Source organism: Sphingobium sp. MI1205 (assembly GCF_001563285.1).
Taxonomy (GTDB): domain Bacteria; phylum Pseudomonadota; class Alphaproteobacteria; order Sphingomonadales; family Sphingomonadaceae; genus Sphingobium.
Genome location: NZ_CP005192.1, coordinates 39040 through 63967, shown reverse-complemented (window position 1 = coordinate 63967; position 24928 = coordinate 39040). Strand labels below are relative to the sequence as shown.

General features: G+C 59.7%; 24 protein-coding genes and 1 pseudogene. 12 read left to right on the top strand and 13 right to left on the bottom strand.

Annotated features, from left to right (window positions below; all coding sequences use genetic code 11):
* Positions 1-42 precede the first annotated feature (42 nt).
* The 4 genes from K663_RS23700 to K663_RS24510 all read left to right on the top strand — a co-directional run bounded on the left by K663_RS23700 (position 43) and on the right by K663_RS24510 (position 8187).
* Positions 43-2094 carry a site-specific DNA-methyltransferase gene (locus tag K663_RS23700; protein WP_062121882.1) on the top strand — a complete coding sequence of 684 codons (2052 nt, stop codon included), beginning with the start codon at positions 43-45 and terminating at the stop codon, positions 2092-2094.
* Entirely contained in the window at positions 2094-5027 is a 2934-nt protein-coding gene (locus tag K663_RS22585) for a DEAD/DEAH box helicase family protein (protein WP_011627733.1), read from the top strand. The genes K663_RS23700 and K663_RS22585 overlap by 1 nt, the downstream gene beginning before the upstream one ends.
* Before the next feature lie 8 nt (positions 5028-5035).
* Positions 5036-7843, top strand: coding sequence for a TrlF family AAA-like ATPase (locus K663_RS22580; protein ID WP_011627732.1), 2808 nt, complete (start codon positions 5036-5038; stop codon positions 7841-7843).
* Between the two features lie 200 nt (positions 7844-8043).
* Complete coding sequence (locus K663_RS24510; protein ID WP_158511244.1) at positions 8044-8187, top strand: hypothetical protein; 144 nt, start codon at positions 8044-8046, stop codon at positions 8185-8187.
* Positions 8188-8204: 17 nt separating this feature from the next.
* On the opposite strand, the gene K663_RS22575 is transcribed toward K663_RS24510, so the two are convergent.
* From K663_RS22575 to K663_RS22555, 5 genes are all read right to left on the bottom strand, one after another.
* Positions 8205-9467, bottom strand: coding sequence for a Y-family DNA polymerase (locus K663_RS22575; protein WP_011627731.1), 1263 nt, complete (start codon positions 9465-9467; stop codon positions 8205-8207).
* Positions 9468-9477: 10 nt separating this feature from the next.
* The gene (locus K663_RS22570; RefSeq protein WP_443019043.1) at positions 9478-9774 is read right to left on the bottom strand and encodes a LexA family protein; all 297 of its coding nucleotides are present in this window, start codon (positions 9772-9774) and stop codon (positions 9478-9480) included.
* Between the two features lie 80 nt (positions 9775-9854).
* Complete coding sequence (locus K663_RS22565) at positions 9855-10385, bottom strand: GNAT family N-acetyltransferase (RefSeq protein ID WP_007686150.1); 531 nt, start codon at positions 10383-10385, stop codon at positions 9855-9857.
* On the bottom strand, positions 10382-10933 hold the full coding sequence (locus K663_RS22560; RefSeq protein ID WP_083536069.1) for a recombinase family protein: 552 nt from the start codon (positions 10931-10933) through the stop codon (positions 10382-10384). Before K663_RS22560 ends, K663_RS22565 begins: the two co-directional genes overlap by 4 nt.
* A 24-nt stretch (positions 10934-10957) precedes the next feature.
* Complete coding sequence (locus tag K663_RS22555) at positions 10958-11722, bottom strand: IS6-like element IS6100 family transposase (RefSeq protein WP_001389365.1); 765 nt, start codon at positions 11720-11722, stop codon at positions 10958-10960.
* Between the two features lie 61 nt (positions 11723-11783).
* On the opposite strand from K663_RS22555, the gene K663_RS22550 reads away from it, so the two are divergent.
* Positions 11784-12614 (top strand): SRPBCC family protein, encoded by an 831-nt coding sequence (locus tag K663_RS22550; protein WP_235589633.1) that lies wholly within the window; start codon positions 11784-11786, stop codon positions 12612-12614.
* A gap of 12 nt (positions 12615-12626) precedes the next feature.
* Here the strand turns inward: K663_RS22550 and K663_RS22545 are convergent, their stop codons facing one another.
* Entirely contained in the window at positions 12627-13220 is a 594-nt protein-coding gene (locus K663_RS22545; RefSeq protein WP_013039114.1) for a recombinase family protein, read from the bottom strand.
* 139 nt (positions 13221-13359) lie between these two features.
* Between K663_RS22545 and K663_RS22540 the strand changes: the two genes are divergently transcribed.
* The 4 genes from K663_RS22540 (at position 13360) to K663_RS22530 (ending at position 18057) form a co-directional block, all read left to right on the top strand.
* On the top strand, positions 13360-16317 hold the full coding sequence (locus tag K663_RS22540; protein ID WP_011627729.1) for a Tn3 family transposase: 2958 nt from the start codon (positions 13360-13362) through the stop codon (positions 16315-16317).
* Positions 16318-16382: 65 nt separating this feature from the next.
* Positions 16383-16535, top strand: coding sequence for a hypothetical protein (locus K663_RS24175; RefSeq protein WP_235589632.1), 153 nt, complete (start codon positions 16383-16385; stop codon positions 16533-16535).
* A gap of 46 nt (positions 16536-16581) precedes the next feature.
* Complete coding sequence (locus K663_RS22535) at positions 16582-17343, top strand: SDR family NAD(P)-dependent oxidoreductase (protein WP_007682039.1); 762 nt, start codon at positions 16582-16584, stop codon at positions 17341-17343.
* A gap of 27 nt (positions 17344-17370) precedes the next feature.
* Positions 17371-18057, top strand: a complete 687-nt coding sequence (locus K663_RS22530; RefSeq protein ID WP_011627728.1) for an EthD domain-containing protein — start codon at positions 17371-17373, stop codon at positions 18055-18057.
* On the opposite strand, the gene K663_RS24505 is transcribed toward K663_RS22530, so the two are convergent.
* Complete coding sequence (locus K663_RS24505) at positions 18002-18295, bottom strand: hypothetical protein (protein ID WP_145907151.1); 294 nt, start codon at positions 18293-18295, stop codon at positions 18002-18004. The genes K663_RS22530 and K663_RS24505 overlap by 56 nt on opposite strands.
* Positions 18296-18450: 155 nt before the next feature.
* Here K663_RS24505 and K663_RS22525 point away from each other — a divergent pair.
* A pseudogene (locus K663_RS22525) lies at positions 18451-19152 on the top strand (IS5 family transposase); the annotation flags it as partial.
* A gap of 461 nt (positions 19153-19613) precedes the next feature.
* Here the strand turns inward: K663_RS22525 and K663_RS22520 are convergent.
* From K663_RS22520 to K663_RS22510, 3 genes are read right to left on the bottom strand one after another with little or no spacing between them, the layout of a single operon-like run.
* Complete coding sequence (locus K663_RS22520; protein WP_007682049.1) at positions 19614-19946, bottom strand: BrnA antitoxin family protein; 333 nt, start codon at positions 19944-19946, stop codon at positions 19614-19616.
* On the bottom strand, positions 19927-20235 hold the full coding sequence (locus K663_RS22515; RefSeq protein ID WP_007682056.1) for a BrnT family toxin: 309 nt from the start codon (positions 20233-20235) through the stop codon (positions 19927-19929). Before K663_RS22515 ends, K663_RS22520 begins: the two co-directional genes overlap by 20 nt.
* Positions 20236-20266: 31 nt before the next feature.
* Complete coding sequence (locus K663_RS22510) at positions 20267-20827, bottom strand: recombinase family protein (RefSeq protein WP_029987071.1); 561 nt, start codon at positions 20825-20827, stop codon at positions 20267-20269.
* Between the two features lie 44 nt (positions 20828-20871).
* Here K663_RS22510 and K663_RS22505 point away from each other — a divergent pair, with 44 nt between their 5' ends.
* The gene (locus K663_RS22505; RefSeq protein ID WP_001389365.1) at positions 20872-21636 is read left to right on the top strand and encodes an IS6-like element IS6100 family transposase; all 765 of its coding nucleotides are present in this window, start codon (positions 20872-20874) and stop codon (positions 21634-21636) included.
* Positions 21637-21795: 159 nt separating this feature from the next.
* On the opposite strand, the gene linB (K663_RS22500) is transcribed toward K663_RS22505, so the two are convergent.
* Both linB (K663_RS22500) and K663_RS22495 read right to left on the bottom strand, forming a co-directional pair.
* The gene (gene linB / locus K663_RS22500; protein ID WP_007682110.1) at positions 21796-22686 is read right to left on the bottom strand and encodes a haloalkane dehalogenase; all 891 of its coding nucleotides are present in this window, start codon (positions 22684-22686) and stop codon (positions 21796-21798) included.
* 85 nt (positions 22687-22771) lie between these two features.
* The gene (locus K663_RS22495; protein ID WP_235589608.1) at positions 22772-23068 is read right to left on the bottom strand and encodes a hypothetical protein; all 297 of its coding nucleotides are present in this window, start codon (positions 23066-23068) and stop codon (positions 22772-22774) included.
* On the opposite strand from K663_RS22495, the gene K663_RS22490 reads away from it, so the two are divergent.
* Positions 23055-23819: an IS6-like element IS6100 family transposase gene (locus K663_RS22490; protein WP_001389365.1), complete on the top strand. Its 765-nt coding sequence runs from the start codon at positions 23055-23057 to the stop codon at positions 23817-23819. The two genes, K663_RS22495 and K663_RS22490, sit on opposite strands and share 14 nt — an antisense overlap.
* A 159-nt stretch (positions 23820-23978) precedes the next feature.
* Here the strand turns inward: K663_RS22490 and linB (K663_RS22485) are convergent, their stop codons facing one another.
* Positions 23979-24869: a haloalkane dehalogenase gene (linB, locus tag K663_RS22485; RefSeq protein ID WP_007682110.1), complete on the bottom strand. Its 891-nt coding sequence runs from the start codon at positions 24867-24869 to the stop codon at positions 23979-23981.
* Between the last annotated feature and the right edge of the window lie 59 nt (positions 24870-24928).

Genomic DNA, 24928 nt, shown 5'->3' with positions numbered 1-24928 from the left:
TACGACAATACCGCGCGACCAACGCGGGCAGGGGGATATTGAATGAAGAGTTTGCTTGAACAACTTCCGTCTATTGTGGCGGAGGGCAAGCGTGAAGCCGAGCGGGTAATCGAGCGCGCTGAAAGTAACTATCGTTTAGGTCTTCATACTCGTGAGCTGGTCGTGCCCTCGAAAGACAGCAACTGGCGCGATTTGCTCAAGGAAGCCGACAAGCCGGTAACAACGGAAAATGCAGACGAGCTTAGCCGCCTGATTTATGGCGACAATCTACTCGCCGTTGCCGCTCTTCTGTCCGGCTCTGACAATCAGCGATCCATTCGGGGGCGGGTTGACTTGATATACATAGACCCGCCTTTCGACAGCAAGATGGATTATCAAACCAAGATCAACATCTTGGGCGGAAATTTTCACCAGAAACCCACTGCGATTGAACAGTTTGCTTACTCGGATACATGGCACGATGGAACTAAGTCATATCTAGAGTCACTTGTTCCGCTTCTATATATTTTGAAAGAATGCCTCTCCCCTAAAGGTAGCATTTATATCCACCTTGGAAAGACTGTCTCAAATTACGTTAAGGTTGTTGCCGATACCGTATTCGGTGCAGAGAACTTTCACAATGAAATCACATGGAAAAGGTCGCACGCACACGGCGACACCGGACAAGGCGCGAAGCACTACGGGCGCGTGACGGAATCTATTTTCCTATACTCTAAGGGCAGCCCGATCTGGAATCCGGCATACACGGCTTACACGCCCGAAATTCTTGCTCGTGACTATAAGTACGTCGACACGGAAACTGGGGAGAAATATCGATTGATGCCTGTCGATGGCCCAGGCGGTGCTGCAAAGGGCAATCCGTTTTACGAGTTTCTCGGTGTAAAGGGATATTGGCGCTACTCAGAAACGAAGATGAAAGAGCTTTATGAAGCCGGTGAGGTAGTATTATCGTCAACGGGGAAGTCCCTTAGCCGTAAAAAGTTTTTGCGTGACGCGAAGGGAACGCCTGTCACTGAGCTGTGGGACGATGTGAACCGCATCAGTCCAACGTCGAAAGAGCGGCTCAACTATCCTACACAAAAGCCCGAGGCTCTTCTTGAGCGCATTATTTCTACGTCGTCGGAGCCTGGCTCTCTCGTGCTAGATTGCTTCGTGGGCTCCGGTACAACGGCAGCCGTGGCGGAGCGGCTTGGCCGTAAGTGGATAGCTACAGATTTGGGCAAACCTGCCTGCATGGTCGCGCGTAAGCGCCTCATCGATCAGGAAGCCAAGCCGTTCTTGTATCAGCACATTGGGGATTATCAGGTCGAACAAATGCGCTCCACGATGGGCGCGAAGTTCCGAATTGGCGATCTCGCAGAAATCGTTCTCGGCCTCTTCGGAGCGCTTCCGCTACCGGTTGAAGAGAACCCTAACAAGAACATGGGACGGCTTCACGGCAGCAAGACACTCGTGCTCGCGGACAGCCCTAACAAGATGACAGGTCTCGCCACGTTGCGGCGCGCAATCGAAATCCGCGACAACCTTATGGGGGGCTGGGATAAGGTTATCATTCTGGGCTGGAATTTCTCCCCGACCATCGGTCACGATATCGAAGCTTTGGGACAGGGCGACCGCCTTGAAGTGCTGGTGATCCCGCCCGACCTGCTCGACCGGCTCAAGAAGAAGGGCCACAAGCTCAAAGCCGACGAAGTGCGGTTTTCGTCCTTGCAATATCTCAAGCTGGGCGAAGTCAAACGCGAGCAGGCAGGGGAGGGGGAGGCTCTGTCAGTTGACATTGCCAACTATGTCCTTCTGTCGCCGGAGGCGCTTAACCTAGACGATTCCAACCGCGATAAGCTGCAGAAGGTCATTAACGCTGACCCTATGGCATTAATCGAATATTGGAGCGTCGATCCCGACTATGACGGCGAGGTGTTCCGTTCGGTTTGGCAGGATTATCGCGGCAATACCGAGAATGACGATGATCCCTATCGGGTCATCACCAAGGCCCGGCTGACCGGCCTTCCGAAGAAGGAAGGCAAGCGCCGCGTCTGCGTGCGCGTCGTCGATGTGTTTGGCTTTGAAGCCGAAGCAACGGTCGAGGTGGCATGATGGCGAGCATCAACAATCTGACTCTCGCCAAGGGGCTGACCGCCAAGGTCGAGGAGGCCAGTATAGGCTTGGAAAGTGGCGATGCACCGATCCTCGATCAGGTGTCAGAGATGACGGCCGAGCTGCTTAAATGGTGGTTTCAGGCGGAATTTCAGGATGCCCGCCAATTCAATTTCCATCCTGGGCAGCGCCAAGCCCTACTGAACGTCATCTATGCCCATGAGGTGCTTGGCATCAATACGCTGCAGGACCTCTATCAAGTGGCCGCACCGGACGTGATGCTGGCAAGCGCCCGCGATTCCGAAGTGATCCGCGCGCCAAAAAACGCCTATCCGAAATACTGCCTTAAAATGGCGACGGGCACCGGCAAAACATGGGTGCTGCAGGCGCTCATGGTTTGGCAGATTCTGAATGCCAACCGCGCACCGGACAGCGGCCGATATACCAAGAACTTCCTTGTCGTGGCTCCTGGCCTGATTGTCTATGACCGCCTGCTCGATGCGTTCATGGGAAAAGAGCGCGACGGCAAGCGCGATTTCACGATCTCTGACCTAGCCATTTTCCAGGAACTATTCATCCCCGATGCCCATCGGGACGAGGTGTTCCGGTTCGTGCAAGGTGCCGTGTGCGCCAAGGAAGACATTGGCCGGAAGGTCACAGCGGGCGGCATCATTGCGATCTCCAACTGGCACGTTCTCTCGGAAGAGGGCGAACCTCTCGAAGATGAAGATATCGACGCGCCGGGGCGGGTAGCCGACCCGAAAACTGTCGTCCAGAGCATTCTACCCCTGACACCTGGGACAAACGCGGGCAACGACCTCAATGTGCTCAACCGGCGCTTCGAGCGCGGCGGCATCCTCTCCTACCTCAAGGATTTGCCCGCGCTAATGGTCTTCAATGACGAAGCGCACCATATCCATGAGTTCAAGCGGGAAGGCGAGGTGACGGAGGTTGAATGGCAGAAAAGCCTCAACCTGATCGCGGAGCCGAAGGCGAGCCGCTTCGTCCAAGTGGACTTTTCCGCCACGCCTTACAATGAGGTGGGCACCGGCAAAAATTCCCGCAAATCCTACTTCCCGCATATCGTCGTCGATTTCGACCTCAAGACCGCCATGCGGGCGGGGCTGGTCAAATCGCTCGTGCTCGACAAGCGATCTGAAATCGGGGCGCTCAGCAACGATGAGCTGGATTTTAAAGCCGACCGCGACGAGAACGGCAACCCGATGTTGTCGGAAGGTCAGCGTATCATGTTGCGCGCGGGCCTTACCAAGCTGCGGAAGCTGGAAACCGATTTCGCCGCTCTCGCGCCGGAAAAGCACCCGAAGATGCTGGTCGTCTGCGAAGACACCACCGTCACGCCCCTTGTCGCGGAGTTCATGCAACTCGAAGGCTTGTCCGATGACGAGGTGCTGCGGGTCGATTCCAACCGAAAGGGCGAACTGAAACCTGATGAATGGAAGGTGCTGCGCGAGCGGCTATTCGACGTTGACCGGCACCAATCGCCCCGCGTGATCGTCAGCGTCCTGATGCTGCGCGAAGGGTTTGACGTGAACAATATCTGCGTCATCGTCCCCCTGCGTGCGTCGGGTGCCGGCATTCTCCTTGAACAGACAATCGGTCGCGGCCTGCGCCTGATGTGGCGCGGCAACGAATACGACGATATCAAGCGGGAGAACCGGCAGCTTATCCGCACCGGCAAGACTCCCAACAACATGATCGACATTCTATCGATTGTCGAACATCCGGCCTTCCAGAGCTTCTATGACGAACTGATCCAGGAAGGTTTGGCGGCCGAGGCGGATGACGAGGACGACACCAACACTACGTCCACCGGCGACCTTATGTCGGTCGGCCTGCGCCCTGGATTTGAAGAGTATGACTTTGCGATTCCGTTCATCCTGCGCGAGCAGGTGGAGGAGCTAGAGGATACGCAGATTGAGCCGTCCGCGCTTGCTCCCTTCGGGGCGTTCAACCTCGATCAGCTCAAAAGCCAGCTCGGTCACGGCGAAAAATTCCACTCGGAAGACGTGCAGGCAAAAACGCGGTTCGGCGATTATCGCGTGCATGGCGGTGTCATGACCGCGACCGGCTATAATGATTACCTGGCGCGCATCACGCGCCGCATTACGGAGGCCGTGACGCTGACCGATACGACGGCCAGCTCCAAGGCATTCGCTAACGCCAGCAAGTTCCCTTATATCCAAATCAATCGCGCCGAGCTGGCCGAGGGGATCGACCGCTTCGTAAGGCACCACCTGTTCAAACAGGATTTCGAGCCGCTGCATGACGAGAATTGGCGCGTCCTGCTGCTCGATCCCGTCACGGAACATATCATCAAGGTATGGGCGCGCGCGATCCTTGAAGCCGAGGATAGTGTGATCGTCGCCGATGCCGAGGTAGCGCATCGTCGGCTGTCGGAAGTCCCCAAGCTCGCCATGCGCGCTGGTTCGTCCCTTGCGGTCGAGAAATCCATTTACGAGCGGCTGCCTTATCCGTCACGCAACGGTGGCTTGGAACAGGCTTTCATGGAAACTTGCGAGCGGGACGCAAGCGTCGATGCCTTTTGCAAGATCAACGAGCAAAAGCATACCTTCGCGCGGCTCCGCTATATCAAGGAAGACGGTCTTCCGGCTTTCTACTCGCCGGATTTCTTCGTCAGGGCGGGCGATTCCATCTACCTCGTCGAAACCAAGGCGCAGGGACAGCTTTCCAGTCCCAACGTCCTGCGGAAACGACGGGCAGCCGTTGCATGGTGCGACCGGATCAATGCACTGGCTCCCGAACAGCGCAGCAATGCAGACTGGCATTATGTGCTTCTCGGCGAAGAAACATTCTATAACTGGCGGGACAAGGGCGGTTCAGTCGCCGAACTCCTAGCCTACTCACGTCTGCGCCCTGTCGAAGACAAGGGGCAGGCCAAATTTGTATTCTAGGGGGACGGATGGACAAGGGCGCGCACTTTTATCGGTGTGATTTTCAGGTTCACACTCCCCGCGATCTTCGCTGGACGGGTCCTAACGCCACCACCGACGAGGAGCGCACCGCTTATGCAACTAAGCTGGTGGCGGCGTGCCGCGAGCGTGGAATCCAAGCAATCGCGATAACCGATCACCATTGCATGACGTTTGTGCCGTTTATCCGGCAGGCAGCTGCGGAAGAAACCGGACCCGATGGCGCCGACTTGGCAGACAGTGCGCGTCTTGTCGTATTTCCCGGCATGGAATTGACGCTGGGCGTGCCCTGCCAGGCAATCGTGATTTTTGATGCTGATTTCCCGAACGACTTTCTGCCCAACGTGCTGACTGCCTTTACGATCAACCAAAATGGACCTGAGCATTCCAAGATCGTGGAGGTTCAGCGACTTGACCATGTGCAGAGCTTGAAGCAGCTCAAGGATGAGCTGGATAAACATAGCTTTCTGCGCGACCGATATACAATCTTTCCCAACGTATCGGGGGAAGGCCAGTTTTCGTTATTGCGTAACGGCATGGCTGGAAAATATGCAGAAATGCCGTGGGTTGGCGGTTATACCGATGGGGAATTTGCCAAACTCAAGGACGGCCCGAGGAATATTCTATCAGGTCGAGAAAAGGCATGGGGCAATAAGCGCATTGCCTGCATCCAAACGTCAGATAGCCGACGTGACGATCATACCACCCTCGGCACACCTTCCACTTGGATCAAATGGGCAAGGCCTTCGGCCGAAGCGCTGCGGCAAGCATGCCTGGCGCAGGAATCCCGTATCGGGCTCGATGCGCCTCGTGTTCCTGAAACATACATTGCAAACCTTAGTGTCAGCAATTCCAGCTTCCTTGGCCCCGTCGATCTGGCACTCAATCCTCAATATAGCGCCCTGATTGGTGGGCGAGGCACAGGGAAATCCACGGTTCTGGAATACGTCCGCTGGGCGCTTTGCGATCAACCGCCCACCGACGACATGGATGATGCGCCGAACTATCAGGCACGTCGCTCTCGCCTGATCGACAAGACATTGCGGCCGCTCAATGCAACGGTTCAAGTCACCTACATTCTGAATGGTGTGCCCCATTTGGTTCGTCGCTCAAGCGTCGATGGCACTGTTCAGATGAAAATCGGGACAGGCGAATTGCGCCCCTGCACCGAGGAGGAGGTGCGCGCGTTGTTGCCGATTCAGGCATACAGCCAGAAGCAGCTCAGCGACGTGAGCGTGCGGGTGGACGAGCTGACGAGGTTCATCACCGCCCCTATCAAAGGCGATCTTGACCGCTTAGAACGCGCAGCTACCGACCGCGCCAATAGAATCAAGGAATCTTATGCAACGCGGCAACGGTTCCGGGAACTGTCCAAAGTCCTGAGTAACCGCCTCCTGGAAGAGCAGTCGATCACCGAGCAAGCCAATGCCTTGCGCGCGTCGCTGTCCGGCCTAAGCGATGAGGATCGTCAGCTTCTTGAGCAGGGTAAGGACTACTCAGCGGCCAATGCCCAAATTGGGGCATGGCGAGCCGGTGCCGGAACTGTCCATCAAAAAGCGGAAGAGCTGCGTAAAATTGTCGAAGGACAGATTGCATCTCTGCAGCCATCACCTGACAAGCCCGCCGAAGAGCGCGAGGTGCTGGAACAGGCCCGAGCGGCATATGGGCACCTTTTAGAATCGGCATTGTCATCCCTCTCCACGCTGACGGTGACGGCAAAGTCGATAACCGAGCCACAGCCTGATGCGGCTTCCGGTGATCCGTGGAGTGAATGGGATAACCACCACAAGGGATTTCAGGACAAGTATAATGCTGCCGTGCAGCGCTCGTCCTCCCACGGGGAGAAGCTGCAGCAGCTTGGCTCACTAGAGGCCAAAGTGCGCGAACTGTCGGAAGAGGCCACGCGGACACGGGAGCTTCTAGCAACCCTCGCCTCGGCCGATTCCAACTATATTTTGGCCCGCGATGAATGGCTTGCGGCACAAGCCGAGCAGGATGCTCTTGTTGAAAAGGAATGCACCGAACTTACGGCGCGATCAGGCGGCGCAATCCGGGTTAGCGTGAAGCGGCATGCTGACAGCACCGCATTCGTAGAAACGCTGCGCCAAGGTCTTTCAGGGTCTCGCGTCCAGGGTAACAAGGTTGAGGCGCTTGGCCAGGCAATCACCAGCGCCGCCAATCCGGCGGCGGCATGGCTGCAGGTTTTGGACGATCTGGAGAAGATCGCCGACCATGATCCTGGACATTCCCCTGCCGAGGCGCGGCCACAAGCGCCGTCGCTGGTGGCGGCAGGGCTGACTTCCAACGATCTTGATCGCATGTGCCAGACTTTGCAGCCGGAAGTGTGGCTCACGCTTTCCCTGACACCGATTGCCTCGGTGCCGATCTACGATTTTCGCGCACGCGAGGGCGAATATATCCCCTTCGAGAACGCATCTGCTGGGCAGCAAGCAACCGCTTTGCTGAAAACCCTGCTCAATCAGCCTGGGCCGCCGCTCATCATCGATCAGCCCGAAGAAGACTTGGACAACCCTGTTATGCTCGAAATCGTCGAGCAACTTTGGGAAGCAAAGCGCCTCCGGCAGATCGTTTTCGCTAGCCACAACGCCAATCTCGTCGTGAATGGCGACGCTGAATTGGTAGCGTGGTTTGGCTATCGCGCCGCAGGTGACGAGTCACGCGGGACGATCCAAGGCGAGGGAGCTATCGACATTCCCGATGCGCGTGAAGCGATCAAGCGCATTATGGAGGGCGGCGAAAGCGCGTTCAGGCTGCGCCGCGAAAAATACGGCTTCTAGTCAAAATCCTTCCTTGCTGGCGGGCATGACCGCAACGCATATCTGCGGCCCGCCGCTTGTCAGAACTGTTCTGGAAACCCGCTTCGCAAAAGCGACTGCCGGCGACAGGTTTGGAGAACCCATTGGCAGGAGCCCCGTTTGCAAGCGCCTACAGCTACAGGATGGGATTTGCTTGTATTGTGGCCCCAAGGAGACAGGCTATGGACGACGCTACTGATACCGCCGCTGCAATGACCGATGCAGAATTGGTCGCACGCTGGGACCAGGTGCAAGACCCGGAAAATCTCACGCCGCTTGAACAGGCTATCATTGATGAAATGGAGCGGCGCGAAGTCGATTTCTGAACGCCTGCGCTAGTCTGTCAGCGCGCGATAGGAATATCCTTGATCCGGGTCGTCCATGCGGGGCTTTTCTGGCTGCGCTTGGTATCGAAAGCCTTGGGACCGTGGCCCTGCGCGGCCAGCATGATCGTATTGCGCCCAAAGCGGCTGTTGAGGCCGTCCATCGCGGCCAGTAGCGCGGGCGCGCGGGGATCGGCCACGGCGAACAGGTCGGCTTGGCCGTGCCCCTGCGGGGTCAAATCCTCCAAGAGAACGCCGCATTTCGTATAGACGCCCCCCGGCTGAAACATCGCCTCGGTCATCTGCCCGACAATCCGGAGGATGATGCGCGGGTCGTTGGTCGGCGGCGATAGCCGCGCCGATCGCGAAGCCGATGGCGGATTAGGCCGATAGCGCGATCCATGGGCAAAGGCGATCAGGCGGCTCGCAACGAGGCCCTGGGCGCGTATCTTCTCGGCGGCGCGCGCAGCGCGCCGCGCCATTGCTTCGCGCAATTCTTCCAGCGTCTTTACCGGCTCCCCAAATTGCCGGGTGACGGCGGTGTTCTTCAAAGCGTCGGGTTCAAGTTTGAAATCGACGCATTCGATCCCGTTAAGCTCCCGCACTAGGCGTTCCAGCACAACCGATCCCACGTCGCGCGCGACCGCTGGCGGCATCGCGGCCAGGTCAGCGGTTGTCCGAATGCCAAGGGGGCGCAGGCGCGCTTCCAGCGCGCCGCCGATGCCCCAAACCTCGCCAACCGGCCATTTCTCAAAGAGGCGGCGGCGCAACTCGGTATCGTGAAGATCGACCACGCCGCCCCATACCTTTTCGGTCGCCTTGGCGAGCGCATTGGCGACCTTCGATAGTGTGCGGGTCGGGCCAAGGCCGATCCGGGTCGGCAGGCCGACTTGGCGCAAAATATCCTCGCGCAGCTTGTGCGCGGCCTCTACGTCGCCAAGTCCGCTCGGCAAGGTCGGCGCGCGGTAGAAGCTCTCATCAATCGAGTAGATTTCGACGGTATCGGAATGATCGGCAATCACGGCATTGAAGCGGCGATTTAGGTCCGAATAGAGTTCGTAATTGCTCGATCGCAAACGCATTCCGTGCCGCTCGATCCGGTCACGAATTTTGAAAACCGGCTCACCCATGCGGACGTGCAAAGCCTTTGCTTCTTCGCTGCGCGCCACTGCGCAGCCATCGTTGTTCGAGAGAACAAGGACAGGCACGCCGCGTAGCGACGGGTCGAATAGCCGCTCGGCGCTGACGTAAAAGTTCTGCACGTCCACGATGCCATGAGTCATCGGAAGTGGCCTAGCGGCGGAAATCGCGAACGCTGGATCGCACAACGCCCCATATCTCGATGCCTTCGGCGCTGGTCGGTTCATAATGTAGATGCCGGTTCCGGGCCTCCAACATCATGCCGCCCTGACGGCGAGCAAGCTGGCGGCAGACAAAACCGCTATCCACGATTGCGATGACGATATGGCCTTCAACGGGCCGGGTGTCCCGGTCCACGACAACAACATCATCGTCATAGATTCCGGCTTCAATCATGCTGTTGCCGCTGATCCGAAACACAAAGCTGGCAGCTCGGTCGAGCCGTAGCAGCTCGATCAGGCAAATGGGGGGCGTTTGCGGGAGGGGGCGGAATCCTACGCCAAGCTCGCCCAGATAGCCGGCGCGAGATCTTACTTGTTGCTGCCTTCTACGGTCGCGCCAGAAAGGCGACGGCTCAGTTCTATCCGGCGATGGCTACGCATTTTGAAGGTGTCTGGCCCAACGCGCCGATACTCAATGAAGCCGAGAGAACGCCAAAATCGCTCTGCCGCTTCATTCGCTTCCAGCACGGCCAACCGAATCTCTGTGGCACCTCTCGCAGCGGCCCAGCTTTCGACCGTCGAGTAAATTGAGCGTCCGACGCCACGACCACGCTGTGCGGCATCTACGATCATGAAGCCGAGATACCATGTGCCATCACGCGGATAATCGCGGAGGATGGCCGCGATTGCATATAGGCCGCCAGGCCCCTTCCATCCCAGGACAGCTTGATTGTGGGCGCTCTTTTCGGGCGGCACATCGGAGAAAAGCTCGCGAGCATCGTCCAGCGTGGGCGCGGCCCCGTCCTGCAACAGGAAATAGTCGCTGCAACGGTTGTACAGGTCTGCAACGTCTGCGGCGTCCGCTTGGGTAAGTTTGATCGGGGCTCCCGTCATCATCATCGCGTTTTGGCAGCAAGCACGCGCTGACCGTAATCCCGGAGTTCCCCGTTGGGACCGACATAGCGGTAGAGAGTGACGCGCTCGATCCCGAGTTCCTTGCAGAGGTCGGAAACGGACGTGTCGCGTTGGGCCATAGCAGCCTGAGCGAGCCGCACCTGGGCCTTGGAGAGGGCGAACTTGCGGCCACCCTTGCGTCCCCGCGCGCGGGCAGCGGCCAGGCCAGCCATGGTGCGCTCGCGGATCATATCCCGCTCAAACTCCGCCAGTGTGGCAAAAATGCCGAACACCATCCGGCCCGATGGCGTCGTGGTGTCGATCTGCGCGCCCTTGCCGGTGAGCACCCGCAGACCGATACCGCGATCCGACAGATTCTGCACCGTGCTGACCAGGTGGGTGAGCGTTCGGCCGAGCCGGTCGAGCTTCCAAACGATGAGGACATCGCCGTCGCGCAACGATTTCAGGCAGGCGGCAAGACCGGGGCGATCATCACGGCTACCGGATGCACGATCATCATAGATGGCTCTGTTGCAAAGATTGGCGGCAGTCAGAGGTAGGCTGTCGCTCTGCGCCGATCAGGCGGCTGCTGCGAAATGGTGGTTGAGCATGCCCATGGCCTCCGTCAGCGCCGAGGGCCCAATGCCAAAAGCTCTCTCCACAAGGCGCACCTCGCCCCTGATGCCGGGCTGCAGGCACCAGGGGCGAGCCTGTCCTTTGCGCAGGGCTCGCATGACTTCGAATCCCTTGATCGTGGCATAGGCCGTGGGGATCGATTTGAAACCGCGCACCGGCTTGATCAGTATCTTGAGCTTTCCGTGATCGGCCTCGATCACGTTATTGAGATACTTCACCTGCCGGTGGGCCGTCTCCCGGTCCAGCTTTCCTTCGCGCTTCAATTCGGTGATCGCTGCACCATAGCTCGGCGCTTTGTCGGTATTGAGCGTGGCAGGCTTTTCCCAGTGCTTCAGGCCTCGCAGGGCCTTGCCCAGGAACCGCTTCGCTGCCTTGGCGCTGCGGGTCGGCGACAGGTAGAAATCGATCGTGTCGCCCCGCTTGTCGACTGCCCGGTACAGGTAGGTCCACTTGCCCCGCACCTTGACGTAGGTTTCATCCAGGCGCCAGCTCGGATCAAAGCCACGCCGCCAGAACCAGCGCAGCCGCTTCTCCATCTCCGGGGCGTAGCACTGGACCCAGCGATAGATCGTCGTATGGTCGACCGAAATGCCGCGTTCCGCCAGCATTTCCTCAAGGTCGCGATAGCTGATCGGATAGCGACAATACCAGCGCACCGCCCACAGGATCACATCACCCTGGAAATGGCGCCACTTGAAATCCGTCATCGTTCCGTCCGTCCAATCTCCGCCAAGCATGCTCAAGCTTCACGATTTTTGCAACAGAGCCGTGTTGACCGAGCGCGGCCGCGCCTCGCGCTTCTCCTGCAATTACCACAACTGGGTCTACCGCAACGACGGCAGCCTGATGGGCGTGCCAGACGAGGCGAACTTCTTCGATCTCGACAAGAAGAAATGCGGCCTCGTGCCGATCGCCACCGATGTGTGGGAAGGCTGGATATTCCTCAACCACCAGAAGCAGCCCGAAGTCAGCCTGCAGGAATTCCTTGGAGACTTCGGAACGCGGTTTGCCGGGGTTTCTTGGGAAAATACGGATACGTCACTCTATTTCGAGGCGCATCTCGATGCGAACTGGAAAGTGCTGGCCGATGCCTTTTCGGAAACCTACCATATCCCTTCGATCCACCCGGCGACGATCGGCAAGACTTTCGCCAGCGCGGTCAATCCGCATTCCCGCCCGCTCGATGCACGCTTCTGGGGACCACACCGCCAGTTTTCCACTTTCGGCAATCCGGACTACGCTCCGCCCGAAGATGCGATGGTCGAAAAGATGGCCTATGCGAACCGCGATACCGGCAACGTGCTGGGTGCCGCGGAAACGGCGGGGATGACCGAGTATCTCGATCATCCCGCGATCAATCCCAAGCAATCGAAACACTGGGCGCTGGACATCGCCGTCGCTTTTCCCACGCTGCACATAAACCTTTCGCCCGGCGGTTTCTGGTCGCACAGGTTCTGGCCGATCAGCGTCAATCGCACGCGGTGGGAAGCCGAGTTTCATGTACCCAAGCCACTGACCGGGCGGGAAAAGCTGCAACAGGAACTCTATATCACGCGCATCGCGGAAATCCTGCTGGAGGGGGTGACTGCACGAAAGTGACTTATCTGCACGCTAAGAGCGAACGGACCGGGAACGCTGGGACTTTGTGTTCTTCTCCGTGGCTTCGAGGGCTTTGTAGAGGGCGGTTTTGCCGATCTTGAGGCGCGCGGCGGCCTCGCGAACTGTGAGGCCGGAAGCGATATGTTCGCGCGCCTTGCGGAGCTTGTCAGGTGTGACCACTGGCCGCCGCCCACCGGGGCGACCTCGCTCGCGAGCGGCCTTGAGGCCTGCATGGGTGCGCTCCCGGATCAGATCGCGCTCAAACTGGGCAAGCGAGCCGAAGATGTTGAACACCAGCATCCCGCCCGAAGTGGTGGTGTCGATGTTCTCGGTGAGCGAGCGGAACCCGATACCTCGCGTCGCTAGCTCGCCGACCTTCTCAATCAGATGGCTCATCGAGCGCCCAAGACGGTCGAGTTTCCAAACCACCAGCGTGTCGCCGCTGCGCAGATAGGCGAGCGCCTCGGCCAGGCCGGGCCGATCGGCTTTTGCACCAGATGCGTGATCGTCGAATATCCGGTCGCACCCGGCCGCGTTCAGCGCGTCGAGCTGGAGTGAGAGCTTCTGGTCTGCCGTCGAGACGCGCGCATAGCCGATCAACGCCACATGCAGCCCAATCCTGTCCGTTTTCCCATCATTATCTGATCTTGTCCGAATCGCCGTTATAGGTCCAGAGTTAACGGACATATTCCTGCTGGCCGCCAGAGGACCGTCTGACGGACAAGGACGCGGAAGGAGATAGTGCTTGGCGAGACGGCGACTGGTGAGCGCGGAAATCTGGGCAGGGCATTATGGCGCGCCGCTCGATGAGCGCGAGATTGCGCGGCACTATACGCTGACCGGTGACGACCTGGAAATTGTCGGCCGCCGTCGCGGCGATGCCACCCGGCTCGGCTACGCGATGCTCCTACTCTATATGAGATGGCCTGGCCGTGCGCTGGAAGCGGGTGAAGTCCCGCCCGCTCCTGTGCTCGCCTATGTGGCGCAGCAACTCGGCGTCGCGCCCGAAGCCTTCGCGGACTATGCCCATCGGGACCAGACCCGTCGCGAACATCTCGTTGAAATCCGACGATCGCACGGGTTCAGGATTTTCGACCGCAAGGCTTTCCACGAAGTTGTCGCATTCTCGATCCCGATCGCACAGACCATCGTCCACCCCGGCCAGATGGCGGGGGTCATCGTTGACGAACTTCGGCGCCGGCAGATCCTCCTGCCTTCTTCATCGGTTCTCGAAGCGGTACTCCGGCGTGCTCGCCAGCAGGCCGAACAGCTTACCTATGAAGTGCTCACGAACGGCCTGCGGCCCGATACGCTGCAGGGGCTGGACGATCTGCTGGCCCGACGAACAGGGCAAGCCGCGACATGGCTATCCTGGCTGCGCAATGCACCACAGTCGCCGGCAGCGCGCAACATCCTACGCCTGATCGAACGGCTCACTCATATCCGCGCGCTGGATCTCGATCGCGCCCGTGCCGACATGATCCCGGCTTTGACTTTTGACAGGCTGGCGGACGAAGGCAGCCGGATCACACCCCAGCACCTTGGCGAACTCAATGCCCTGCGCCGCCATGCGACGCTGGCGGCGCAGGGCATCCGTCTTGAGGAAAGCCTGACCGATGCCACCCTGACGATGTTCGACAAGCTGTTGGGCAGCATGTCGCGTCGCGCCGAGAACCGGACCCGTGACAAAGCCCTCAAGACGGTGCGCGAGTTGCAAGGCCATCTCCGGACGCTCACAGGGTCTTGCCGCATTCTCATCGAAGCGCGCACCAACGGTGTGGACTCTCTGGCGCAGATCGAGGCGCTGGATTGGCAGCGCTTCGCCGTGGCGGTCGCGCGGGCCGAAGTACTCGGGCGACCGGAAACCGTCGATCGCACCGCTGAATTGATCGAGCGGCATCGCACGGTGAAGCTCTTTGCCGGTGCCTTTCTCAACACCTTCGAATTTCGCGGCGCCGGTGCGGTGCAGGGACTCCTGTCGGCGCTTACCATCATCGCGGAGCTATACCGGACCGGCAAACGGCGCTTGCCTGATCGCGTGCCGCTGCGCTTTGTGCCCTCCGCATGGCGGCCGTTCGTCCTGCGGGACGGCATCGTCGATCGCGCCGCCTATGAACTATGCGCCTTGTCCCAGCTACGGGAGCGGTTGCGAGCGGGAGACATATGGGTCTCGGGAAGCCGCCAGTTCCGCGATTTCGATAGCTACCTCATCCCGCCGGCCACCTTCGACGCGCTTCGCGAGAAGGGGCCGTTGCCGCTCGCCATCGAAACGGACTTCGATCGTCATATCGAGGAAAGGCGCGCCAGGCTCGACACGGCGATCGAACAGGTGACGGTCCTCGCCCGACAGGGCGAGCTGCCCCAGGTCAGGCTTGACGAAAGCGGCCTTATCATCTCGCCGCTGAAAGCGGCAACGCCACCCGCCACCGAGATTGCCCGTCGCGCTGCCTATGACCGACTGCCGCGCGTGAAGATCACCGATCTCCTGCTTGAGGTCGATGCCTGGACCGGGTTCAGCGAATGCTTCATCCATCGGCGTTCGGGCCGGGAGGCCGACGACCGCAATGCGCTGCTCACCGTCATCCTTGCCGATGGCATCAATCTCGGCCTCACACGCATGGCGGAAACCTGCCGAGGCGCAAGCCTGCGCCAGCTCGCCCATCTCCACGACTGGCACATCAGCGAGGCCGCCTATGGTGAAGCGCTGGGAAGGCTGATCGACGCCCATCGCGCCATGCCGCTCGCCGCGCTGTGGGGAGACGGCACCACCTCGTCGAGCGACGGACAGCAATTCCATGCCGGGGGCCGTGGCGCCGCAATCGGCGACATCAACGCGCGCAGCGGCAACGAACCGGGCGTTGCCTTCTACACCCATGTCTCGGATCGATATGACCCCTTCGCGACCCGGGTAATCGCGGCGACCGCCGGCGAAGCTCCCTATGTGCTGGATGGCTTGCTGTATCAGCAGACCGGCCTGACAATCGAGGAGCACTACACCGATACAGGCGGTGCATCGGACCATGTGTTCGGCCTTATGCCCTTCTTCGGCTACCGCTTCGCGCCGCGCCTGCGCGACATCAAGCAGCGTCGTTTGCACCTCCTTCCCGGCCAGGAAGCCGGCCCCTTGCTTGCCGGCATGACGGCCGAACCGATCGCATTGGGTCATGTCGCGGCGCATTGGGATGAACTGCTGCGGTTCGCCACATCGATACGCACCGGCACCGCCACCGCTTCGGCGATGCTTCGCCGCCTGTCCGCCTATCCGCGACAGAACGGACTGGCCCTCGCGATGCGCGAGCTGGGCCGCCTCGAACGCTCGATCTTCATGCTCGACTGGCTGCGCGACATTGATCTGCGCCGGCGTACCCAGGCGGGCCTCAACAAGGGCGAGGCCCGCAACGCGCTCGCACGCGCGCTCTTCTTCAACCAGCTCGGCGAATTGCGTGATCGGCGGTTCGAGAACCAGACCTATCGCGCCTCCGGCCTCAACCTGCTCGTCGCCGCCATCATCCTGTGGAACACCCGCTATCTCGAAGTGGCGCTGGCTGATATCGGCACGCCCGACGAAATCGCACGTCACGTCGCGCCATTGGGCTGGGAACATATCTCGCTCACCGGCGACTATAGCTGGAATGTTGAAGATCGGCCCGATCCGGATGTCCTGCGGCCACTGCGCGCCATCAGTTCGTTGCTCGCCGCGTAACGTTCACCATACGTTCGCGCTTAGCGTGCGGATGCGTCACTTTCGTGTAGTCACCCCTGGAGGACGTGACGAACACCGAACGCACCCAGCGCGGCATCGAGGCCGGCGCATACGATACGATGCAGTTGCAGGATGGCGAAGTACAGATCCGCCACAACCTTCACCACGTCGATCGCTGGGTGAACGCCAGGACCGTGCGCGAAGCGCTGGGCATCTGACAGGCAGCGCCCTTCACTTGCCCGTCAGTCAAAAATGGGGTCCTCAATGTCCGGATTGGAGCAACGCAGCTATATCGTGACGGGCGCAGGCGGCAGTATCGGCCGCGCTGCCGCCCTTATTCTTGCCCGTCGGGGCGCGAATGTGGTTGTCGCCGATATCGTCGAAGCCGCAGCCGAGGAAACGGTCAGACTGATACGCGCGGAAGGTGGCAACGCCGTCTACAGCCATTGCGACGTCAGTATCGAGGACAACGCGTGGTCGACCGTGGAACTCGCCATCACCGAATTCGGTCGCCTTGATGGCGCATTCAACAATGCGGGGCTGCCGCCGGTCAACGTGCCGCTTCATCAACTGACGAGCGCCGATTTCCAACGATCCCTGGATATCAACGTGCTCGGCGTTTTTCATTGCATGAAACATCAGATCGCAGCGATGCTGAAAGCGGGGAGCGGCGGTTCGATCGTGAACACGGCGTCGGTTGGCGGCACCGTCGCGATCCCCGCACATGGCGAGTACATCGCAGCCAAACATGCCGTTATCGGGCTGACGCGGATCGCTGCCGTCGATTACGGGCAACAGGGAATCCGCGTGAACGCAGTTCTACCGGGCGCTATCCGCACTCCGATGCTGATGTCGGTGATCGAGAACGAGCCTTCGCACGCGGAATTCCTGAAAACCGCCCACCCGATCGGTCGATATGGCGAACCGGCGGAGATCGGCGAAACGGCAGCCTGGTTGCTGTCGGATGCCTCTTCGTTCGTCACCGGCGCCGCCATTGCTGCCGATGGCGGCTACACCGCAATCTGAACTGCCAGAACCGTTGGGAACCGGACTATGAGCGCAATACGAATGATGGCGGTCTTCGCACGGAGAGTGGGAATGACGCCTCAGGCGTTTCACGATCACTGGCGCTATCCCCACGGCTCGCTGGGACAAGGCATCCGGATTATCAAGCGCTATGTCCAGAGCCATCAGGTCGACGTCGATTTCCTCGATGCCGATCAGAACCGCTACGAAGGCATCGCCGAAGTCTGGTTCGACAGCGAAGCGGACGCTGCCGCCTTCGTGACCGATCCTGATTATGTGGCCTATGCGCTGAAAGATGAGCCGAATTTCGTCGACATGGACAACTTCTTTGCCGTTTTCGCACGCGAAGAGGTTCTCAAAAGCCGCGCCGAAGCGCTGCGCGGTGACGAGGCGGCCTATAACTGGTCGATCGACCGACGACCGAACTTCGCCAAGCTTACCCAGGTGGTGTTCGAGGAAGGCGGCACGGCCTGGGCCGGAGACGACGATTTCGCACTTGGCGAGCGTCTTGGCGCATTTCGCCATACCCGGTGCCATCCGATCGAAAAGCTCGTCCTCCCCGGCCCCTCGGTGATCGGTGTGCGCGAACTTTATTGGCCGACGCGGACATTGGCAGAACAGGGCATAGCTGCAGCAGGTGACGCTTTCCATGCGCTGTTTAGCCGAGCGCCAAAGGCACAAACGATCTTCTCGATAAGTGAGCGCTACGTCTGACGGTGCAGGTTAACCGCCCCTGCGCCTCAAGACGCTTCTCAACCAGACGCCGCTCCTGCGCAGCCCATGGTAGAGCCAGAATGCGATCCATACCGAGCTTCAGCGGCCCTTCCAGGCGCTTCTGCAAATAGCGGCCGATCTCGAACGGGTTAGTCTTCGCCTGCCCTTCCACCACGGTCTTGCCGTCGGGATCGAGAACACAGATGCTCGTGCTGCGCTGGCTGACATCCAGACCCACGCTGTATGTTGCTTCGTGCCGGATAGGCGAGCCGTCCGATCAGGCGCAGGATGTTGCGCTCTGCCGGCGATTGTGGCGCATTGCGCAGCCAGGATAGCCATGTCGCGGCCTGCCCCGGTCGTCGGGCTAGCAAATCGTCCAGACCCTGAGCCAGCCAGCGCGGACGACGGCGATGCTGGCCGATGCGCGAAATCGTCGAAGCCATTTTCTATCTGCTACGGGCAGGATGTCCCTGGCGGCTTTTGCCCGACAGTTTTCCGCCATGGCGCACGGTATACCAGTGGTTCTGCACCTTGCGCGACGATGGGGTATTCGAAAGCCTCAATCATCATCTCGTTCGGATCGATCGCATCCGGACAGGGCGAGAACCAGCACCATCCGCGGCAGTCATCGACAGCCAGAGCGTGAAGACCACCGAAGCAGGCGGACCTCGTGGTTACGACGCAGGCAAGAAGACCATGGGACGCAAACGCCATGCAATGGTCGATACCGATGGTCGCGCCCTTATCATACTGGTCCATCCTGCCGATGTGCAGGACCGCGATGGCGCGGTGCCCTTGCTCCAGCAGTCTCACCAGCGGCATCCCTTCGTCGCGCGCGCCTATGCCGACAGCGCCTACAACAGCGATCGCGTCCGGGACGCCACCTCCATTACGATCGAAATCGTCCGCAAATTCGCCGATCAGACCGGCTTCGTCGTCCATCCCAGACGATGGATCGTCGAACGCACCTTCGCATGGATCAACCGCAATCGCCGTCTGGCCAAAGACTTCGAGCGGACCATCAAATCCGCAACCGCGCTCCTCTATGCCGCCGCTGCCATCGTCCTCATCCGACGCATCGCTCGTTACCCATGAGATTCAAGACAGACTCTTAACAAAATTTCGTTACTTGACGGATTTCTTGGACTTAGGGTTGCAGTGCGCCGCATGTAGATGGCTGTTCGTGGAGAAAGACAACGTGATACGTATGTTGGGTGAATTTTGGCCAGATATATTCGTGATCTTACTGGTCTGTTCGCTCGTATCATTTGCAAACCAAAAATTCGGAATATTTGTCGCTACTCCGATAACATTGGGATCGACTGCATTAACGCTATTGCTCGGAGCCGCTGGGGCGACATGATTCTACTCTTATCTTCCTTTTGGCCTTGGCTTGTTCCAGCAATTGCGTGGATCGGATTTTTCACCGGTCGCTATTTTAGAAGAAAGAGCATAGCGAAAAACACATGATTGCCGCAACTCTGGCGGCTTCGCGCGCCTACGCCGGGCCGGGTTACTCCCGGCCGTGAAAGCGGCATCCATCTGCGGCCTGCACGTCAAGCGTGTCGGCGCTCCTTCGCAGCCGCCAACATCTCGCGCCGAAGGATTGCGTTCATGCGAGCCTGATAGCCCTTGCCCTGGGATTTGAGCCAAGCAAGCACATCGGCGTCGAGCCGCGCCGTTACCTGCTGCTTGATCGGCTTATAGAACCGTCCACGCTCGGCGGTCTTCCAGAAATCCTCTGTCAGCGTCGGGGCATCACTATAGTCGATACCGCTATCCGGCATCGCCTGCAGGGCATCCAGCTCGGCCTTCTGTGCCTCGGTCAAGGGGGGCAGATTGCCCGGATCGAGCTGGAAGCGGACGGTATCAGCGTCTTTCTTCTTCATAACGTCGTCTTTCCTTTCGATCGGCTTTTCGGGCCGAAATGATATGGATGATCTCCACATATTCGCCGTCGTCGTCATCCTCAGCGACGGTGTGGGCCACCAGCAGGAGTAAATGTCCTTCGACCAGGCCCAAGGTCTGCCATCGTTGCTCGCCGCCTTCGATCCGATCATGCACGCTAAGCGCAAAGGGGTCTGCGAAGGCGCTGGCGGCCGTCTCGAAACTGATGCCATGCTTTCTCAGATTGCTCTCGGCTTTGGCTGGGTGCCAGGAAAAGCGCATGGATAACATGACGGGAATATAATTATATTTTTGTCGTTATTCAAGGCGTATCCTTGACCGGCGCTGACCACCCGATCCGCTCCAACGTGTCCGTCAATGTTGATCGCGGCACGCTGAACGTGCGAGAAACCGACGCTTTGCTGGCCCCATTGGACAGAGCGGCAACTATCAACTGCATCTTTTCCGCGGCGATCGTCGGCGGTCGTCCACCTTGTCGGCCCCGCCGCTTTGCGGCGGCCAGGCCCGCCATGATCCGCTCCCGCGTCAACGCTCGCTCGTATTGGGCGAGCGCGCCGAACAGCGAGAACAGCAACTCGCCATGCGGCGTGGTGGTATCCATCTGTTCGGTCAGCGACCGGAAGGCGATGCCGCGTTCCTTGAGGTCGGTGACGATCGCCAGCAGGTGCGGCAGCGAGCGGCCGAGCCGATCGAGCTTCCAGACAACCAGCGTGTCGCCGGCGTTCATGTAGTCGAGGCAGGCTTTCAGGCCGGCGCGATCGTCGCGCGCACCGGAAGCCTTGTCGGAGTAGAGGTGCCGTTGATCGACACCAGCGGCCGTGAGCGCATCGCGTTGCAGATCGACCGGCTCTGTTGCAAAAATCGTGAAGCTTGAGCATGCTTGGCGGAGATTGGACGGACGGAACGATGACGGATTTCAAGTGGCGCCATTTCCAGGGTGATGTGATCCTGTGGGCGGTGCGCTGGTATTGTCGCTATCCGATCAGCTATCGCGACCTTGAGGAAATGCTGGCGGAACGCGGCATTTCGGTCGACCATACGACGATCTATCGCTGGGTCCAGTGCTACGCCCCGGAGATGGAGAAGCGGCTGCGCTGGTTCTGGCGGCGTGGCTTTGATCCGAGCTGGCGCCTGGATGAAACCTACGTCAAGGTGCGGGGCAAGTGGACCTACCTGTACCGGGCAGTCGACAAGCGGGGCGACACGATCGATTTCTACCTGTCGCCGACCCGCAGCGCCAAGGCAGCGAAGCGGTTCCTGGGCAAGGCCCTGCGAGGCCTGAAGCACTGGGAAAAGCCTGCCACGCTCAATACCGACAAAGCGCCGAGCTATGGTGCAGCGATCACCGAATTGAAGCGCGAAGGAAAGCTGGACCGGGAGACGGCCCACCGGCAGGTGAAGTATCTCAATAACGTGATCGAGGCCGATCACGGAAAGCTCAAGATACTGATCAAGCCGGTGCGCGGTTTCAAATCGATCCCCACGGCCTATGCCACGATCAAGGGATTCGAAGTCATGCGAGCCCTGCGCAAAGGACAGGCTCGCCCCTGGTGCCTGCAGCCCGGCATCAGGGGCGAGGTGCGCCTTGTGGAGAGAGCTTTTGGCATTGGGCCCTCGGCGCTGACGGAGGCCATGGGCATGCTCAACCACCATTTCGCAGCAGCCGCCTGATCGGCGCAGAGCGACAGCCTACCTCTGACTGCCGCCAATCTTTGCAACAGAGCCAAAAATGTCGTCGCTCATGTCGGTCTCTCCTATTGTCCTGCGCGGGTGATCGGCGTCGCCGCGTCTGTGGTTTGTTCGGATCTTAGAAAATGAGCCGGTTCCGGATTATGCTGGGCGCAATCGCCGGACAAACGCCGCAATCGCCGCGCCAATCTCGTCCGGACTGTCCTCCTGGATGAAATGGGCGCCTGCGACCGTGATTTCGGTCTGGTTTGGCCATGTGCGGCAGAAGTCGCGTATTCGGCCCGTGGTCAGGTGTCCCGGCTCGGCGTTGATGAAGAGTTTCGGAATCGGGCTTTCGCTGAGCCAGCCGGCATAGTCCCGGGCGATCGCGACCACGTCGGCCGGGGTGCCTGCGATCGGGATTTGGCGAGGCCAAGACAGGGTCGGTCGACGGGCTTCGCCGGCGGCGAGGAAGGGCTCGCGATAGGCGGCCATCTCCGCTTCGCTTAAGGGGCGCAGGATCAATCCGGGGAGAACTTGTTCGACAAAAACATTGTCCTGCAACACCAATTCTTCGCCCGCCTGCGAGCGAAAGGCCTGAAACAGATCGCGATCCTGTTCGGGAAAATCCGCCCATTCGAGCGGCATGGTGACCGCTTCCATATAGGCAATCCCCTGTACACGCTCGCGGTGGCGGCGGGCCCAGTCGAAGCCGAGGACGGACCCCCAGTCATGCACGACCAGAACAACCCTGTCCCCGAGATCGAGCGCCTCCCACAGCGCGTCGAGATAGTCACGATGCTCGGCATAGGTATAACGCTCGGGCCCCGACGGATCGAGCTTGTCCGAATCGCCCATGCCGATCAGGTCACAGGCGATCAGCCGTCCCAGCCCGGCGCAATGCGGCATGATATTGCGCCACAGATAGGACGACGTCGGATTGCCGTGCTGGAAGAGGATCGGATCGCCGGTCCCTTCATCGATATAGGCCATGCGCCGGCCCTTGATCTCAATGAATTTCTTCTCGCCAAATGGCTTTGCGCCGAGGCTCATCGATATTCTCCTTGAGCGATTTTCTGGTCTGCCCGGTCGGCGATGCATATCGCATGATGAATATCATGTCAATCGAGGAATCGTTCTAGCCATTGCCGTCGAGCGGAGAGTTGCTGCCGGAGCATCGATGGATGACGGCGTAGGCCACGCAGGCGCCTCTCAGGCGGTAGCTTTCCTTAGCCCCGGGCGCATCCGAAAGATCGAGGAAGGTTTTGTGAGTCGGATACCAGACCGCGAGAATCTCATCGATATGTTGAGTGCCCACGGCCTGGCCAAACACGGGCGTGCACCACAGGATCCGCGCGCCGGCTCTGTTGCAAAAATCGTGAAGCTTGAGCATGCTTGGCGGAGATTGGACGGACGGAACGATGACGGATTTCAAGTGGCGCCATTTCCAGGGTGATGTGATCCTGTGGGCGGTGCGCTGGTATTGTCGCTATCCGATCAGCTATCGCGACCTTGAGGAAATGCTGGCGGAACGCGGCATTTCGGTCGACCATACGACGATCTATCGCTGGGTCCAGTGCTACGCCCCGGAGATGGAGAAGCGGCTGCGCTGGTTCTGGCGGCGTGGCTTTGATCCGAGCTGGCGCCTGGATGAAACCTACGTCAAGGTGCGGGGCAAGTGGACCTACCTGTACCGGGCAGTCGACAAGCGGGGCGACACGATCGATTTCTACCTGTCGCCGACCCGCAGCGCCAAGGCAGCGAAGCGGTTCCTGGGCAAGGCCCTGCGAGGCCTGAAGCACTGGGAAAAGCCTGCCACGCTCAATACCGACAAAGCGCCGAGCTATGGTGCAGCGATCACCGAATTGAAGCGCGAAGGAAAGCTGGACCGGGAGACGGCCCACCGGCAGGTGAAGTATCTCAATAACGTGATCGAGGCCGATCACGGAAAGCTCAAGATACTGATCAAGCCGGTGCGCGGTTTCAAATCGATCCCCACGGCCTATGCCACGATCAAGGGATTCGAAGTCATGCGAGCCCTGCGCAAAGGACAGGCTCGCCCCTGGTGCCTGCAGCCCGGCATCAGGGGCGAGGTGCGCCTTGTGGAGAGAGCTTTTGGCATTGGGCCCTCGGCGCTGACGGAGGCCATGGGCATGCTCAACCACCATTTCGCAGCAGCCGCCTGATCGGCGCAGAGCGACAGCCTACCTCTGACTGCCGCCAATCTTTGCAACAGAGCCAAAAATGTCGTCGCTCATGTCGGTCTCTCCTATTGTCCTGCGCGGGTGATCGGCGTCGCCGCGTCTGTGGTTTGTTCGGATCTTAGAAAATGAGCCGGTTCCGGATTATGCTGGGCGCAATCGCCGGACAAACGCCGCAATCGCCGCGCCAATCTCGTCCGGACTGTCCTCCTGGATGAAATGGGCGCCTGCGACCGTGATTTCGGTCTGGTTTGGCCATGTGCGGCAGAAGTCGCGTATTCGGCCCGTGGTCAGGTGTCCCGGCTCGGCGTTGATGAAGAGTTTCGGAATCGGGCTTTCGCTGAGCCAGCCGGCATAGTCCCGGGCGATCGCGACCACGTCGGCCGGGGTGCCTGCGATCGGGATTTGGCGAGGCCAAGACAGGGTCGGTCGACGGGCTTCGCCGGCGGCGAGGAAGGGCTCGCGATAGGCGGCCATCTCCGCTTCGCTTAAGGGGCGCAGGATCAATCCGGGGAGAACTTGTTCGACAAAAACATTGTCCTGCAACACCAATTCTTCGCCCGCCTGCGAGCGAAAGGCCTGAAACAGATCGCGATCCTGTTCGGGAAAATCCGCCCATTCGAGCGGCATGGTGACCGCTTCCATATAGGCAATCCCCTGTACACGCTCGCGGTGGCGGCGGGCCCAGTCGAAGCCGAGGACGGACCCCCAGTCATGCACGACCAGAACAACCCTGTCCCCGAGATCGAGCGCCTCCCACAGCGCGTCGAGATAGTCACGATGCTCGGCATAGGTATAACGCTCGGGCCCCGACGGATCGAGCTTGTCCGAATCGCCCATGCCGATCAGGTCACAGGCGATCAGCCGTCCCAGCCCGGCGCAATGCGGCATGATATTGCGCCACAGATAGGACGACGTCGGATTGCCGTGCTGGAAGAGGATCGGATCGCCGGTCCCTTCATCGATATAGGCCATGCGCCGGCCCTTGATCTCAATGAATTTCTTCTCGCCAAATGGCTTTGCGCCGAGGCTCATCGATATTCTCCTTGAGCGATTTTCTGGTCTGCCCGGTCGGCGATGCATATCGCATGATG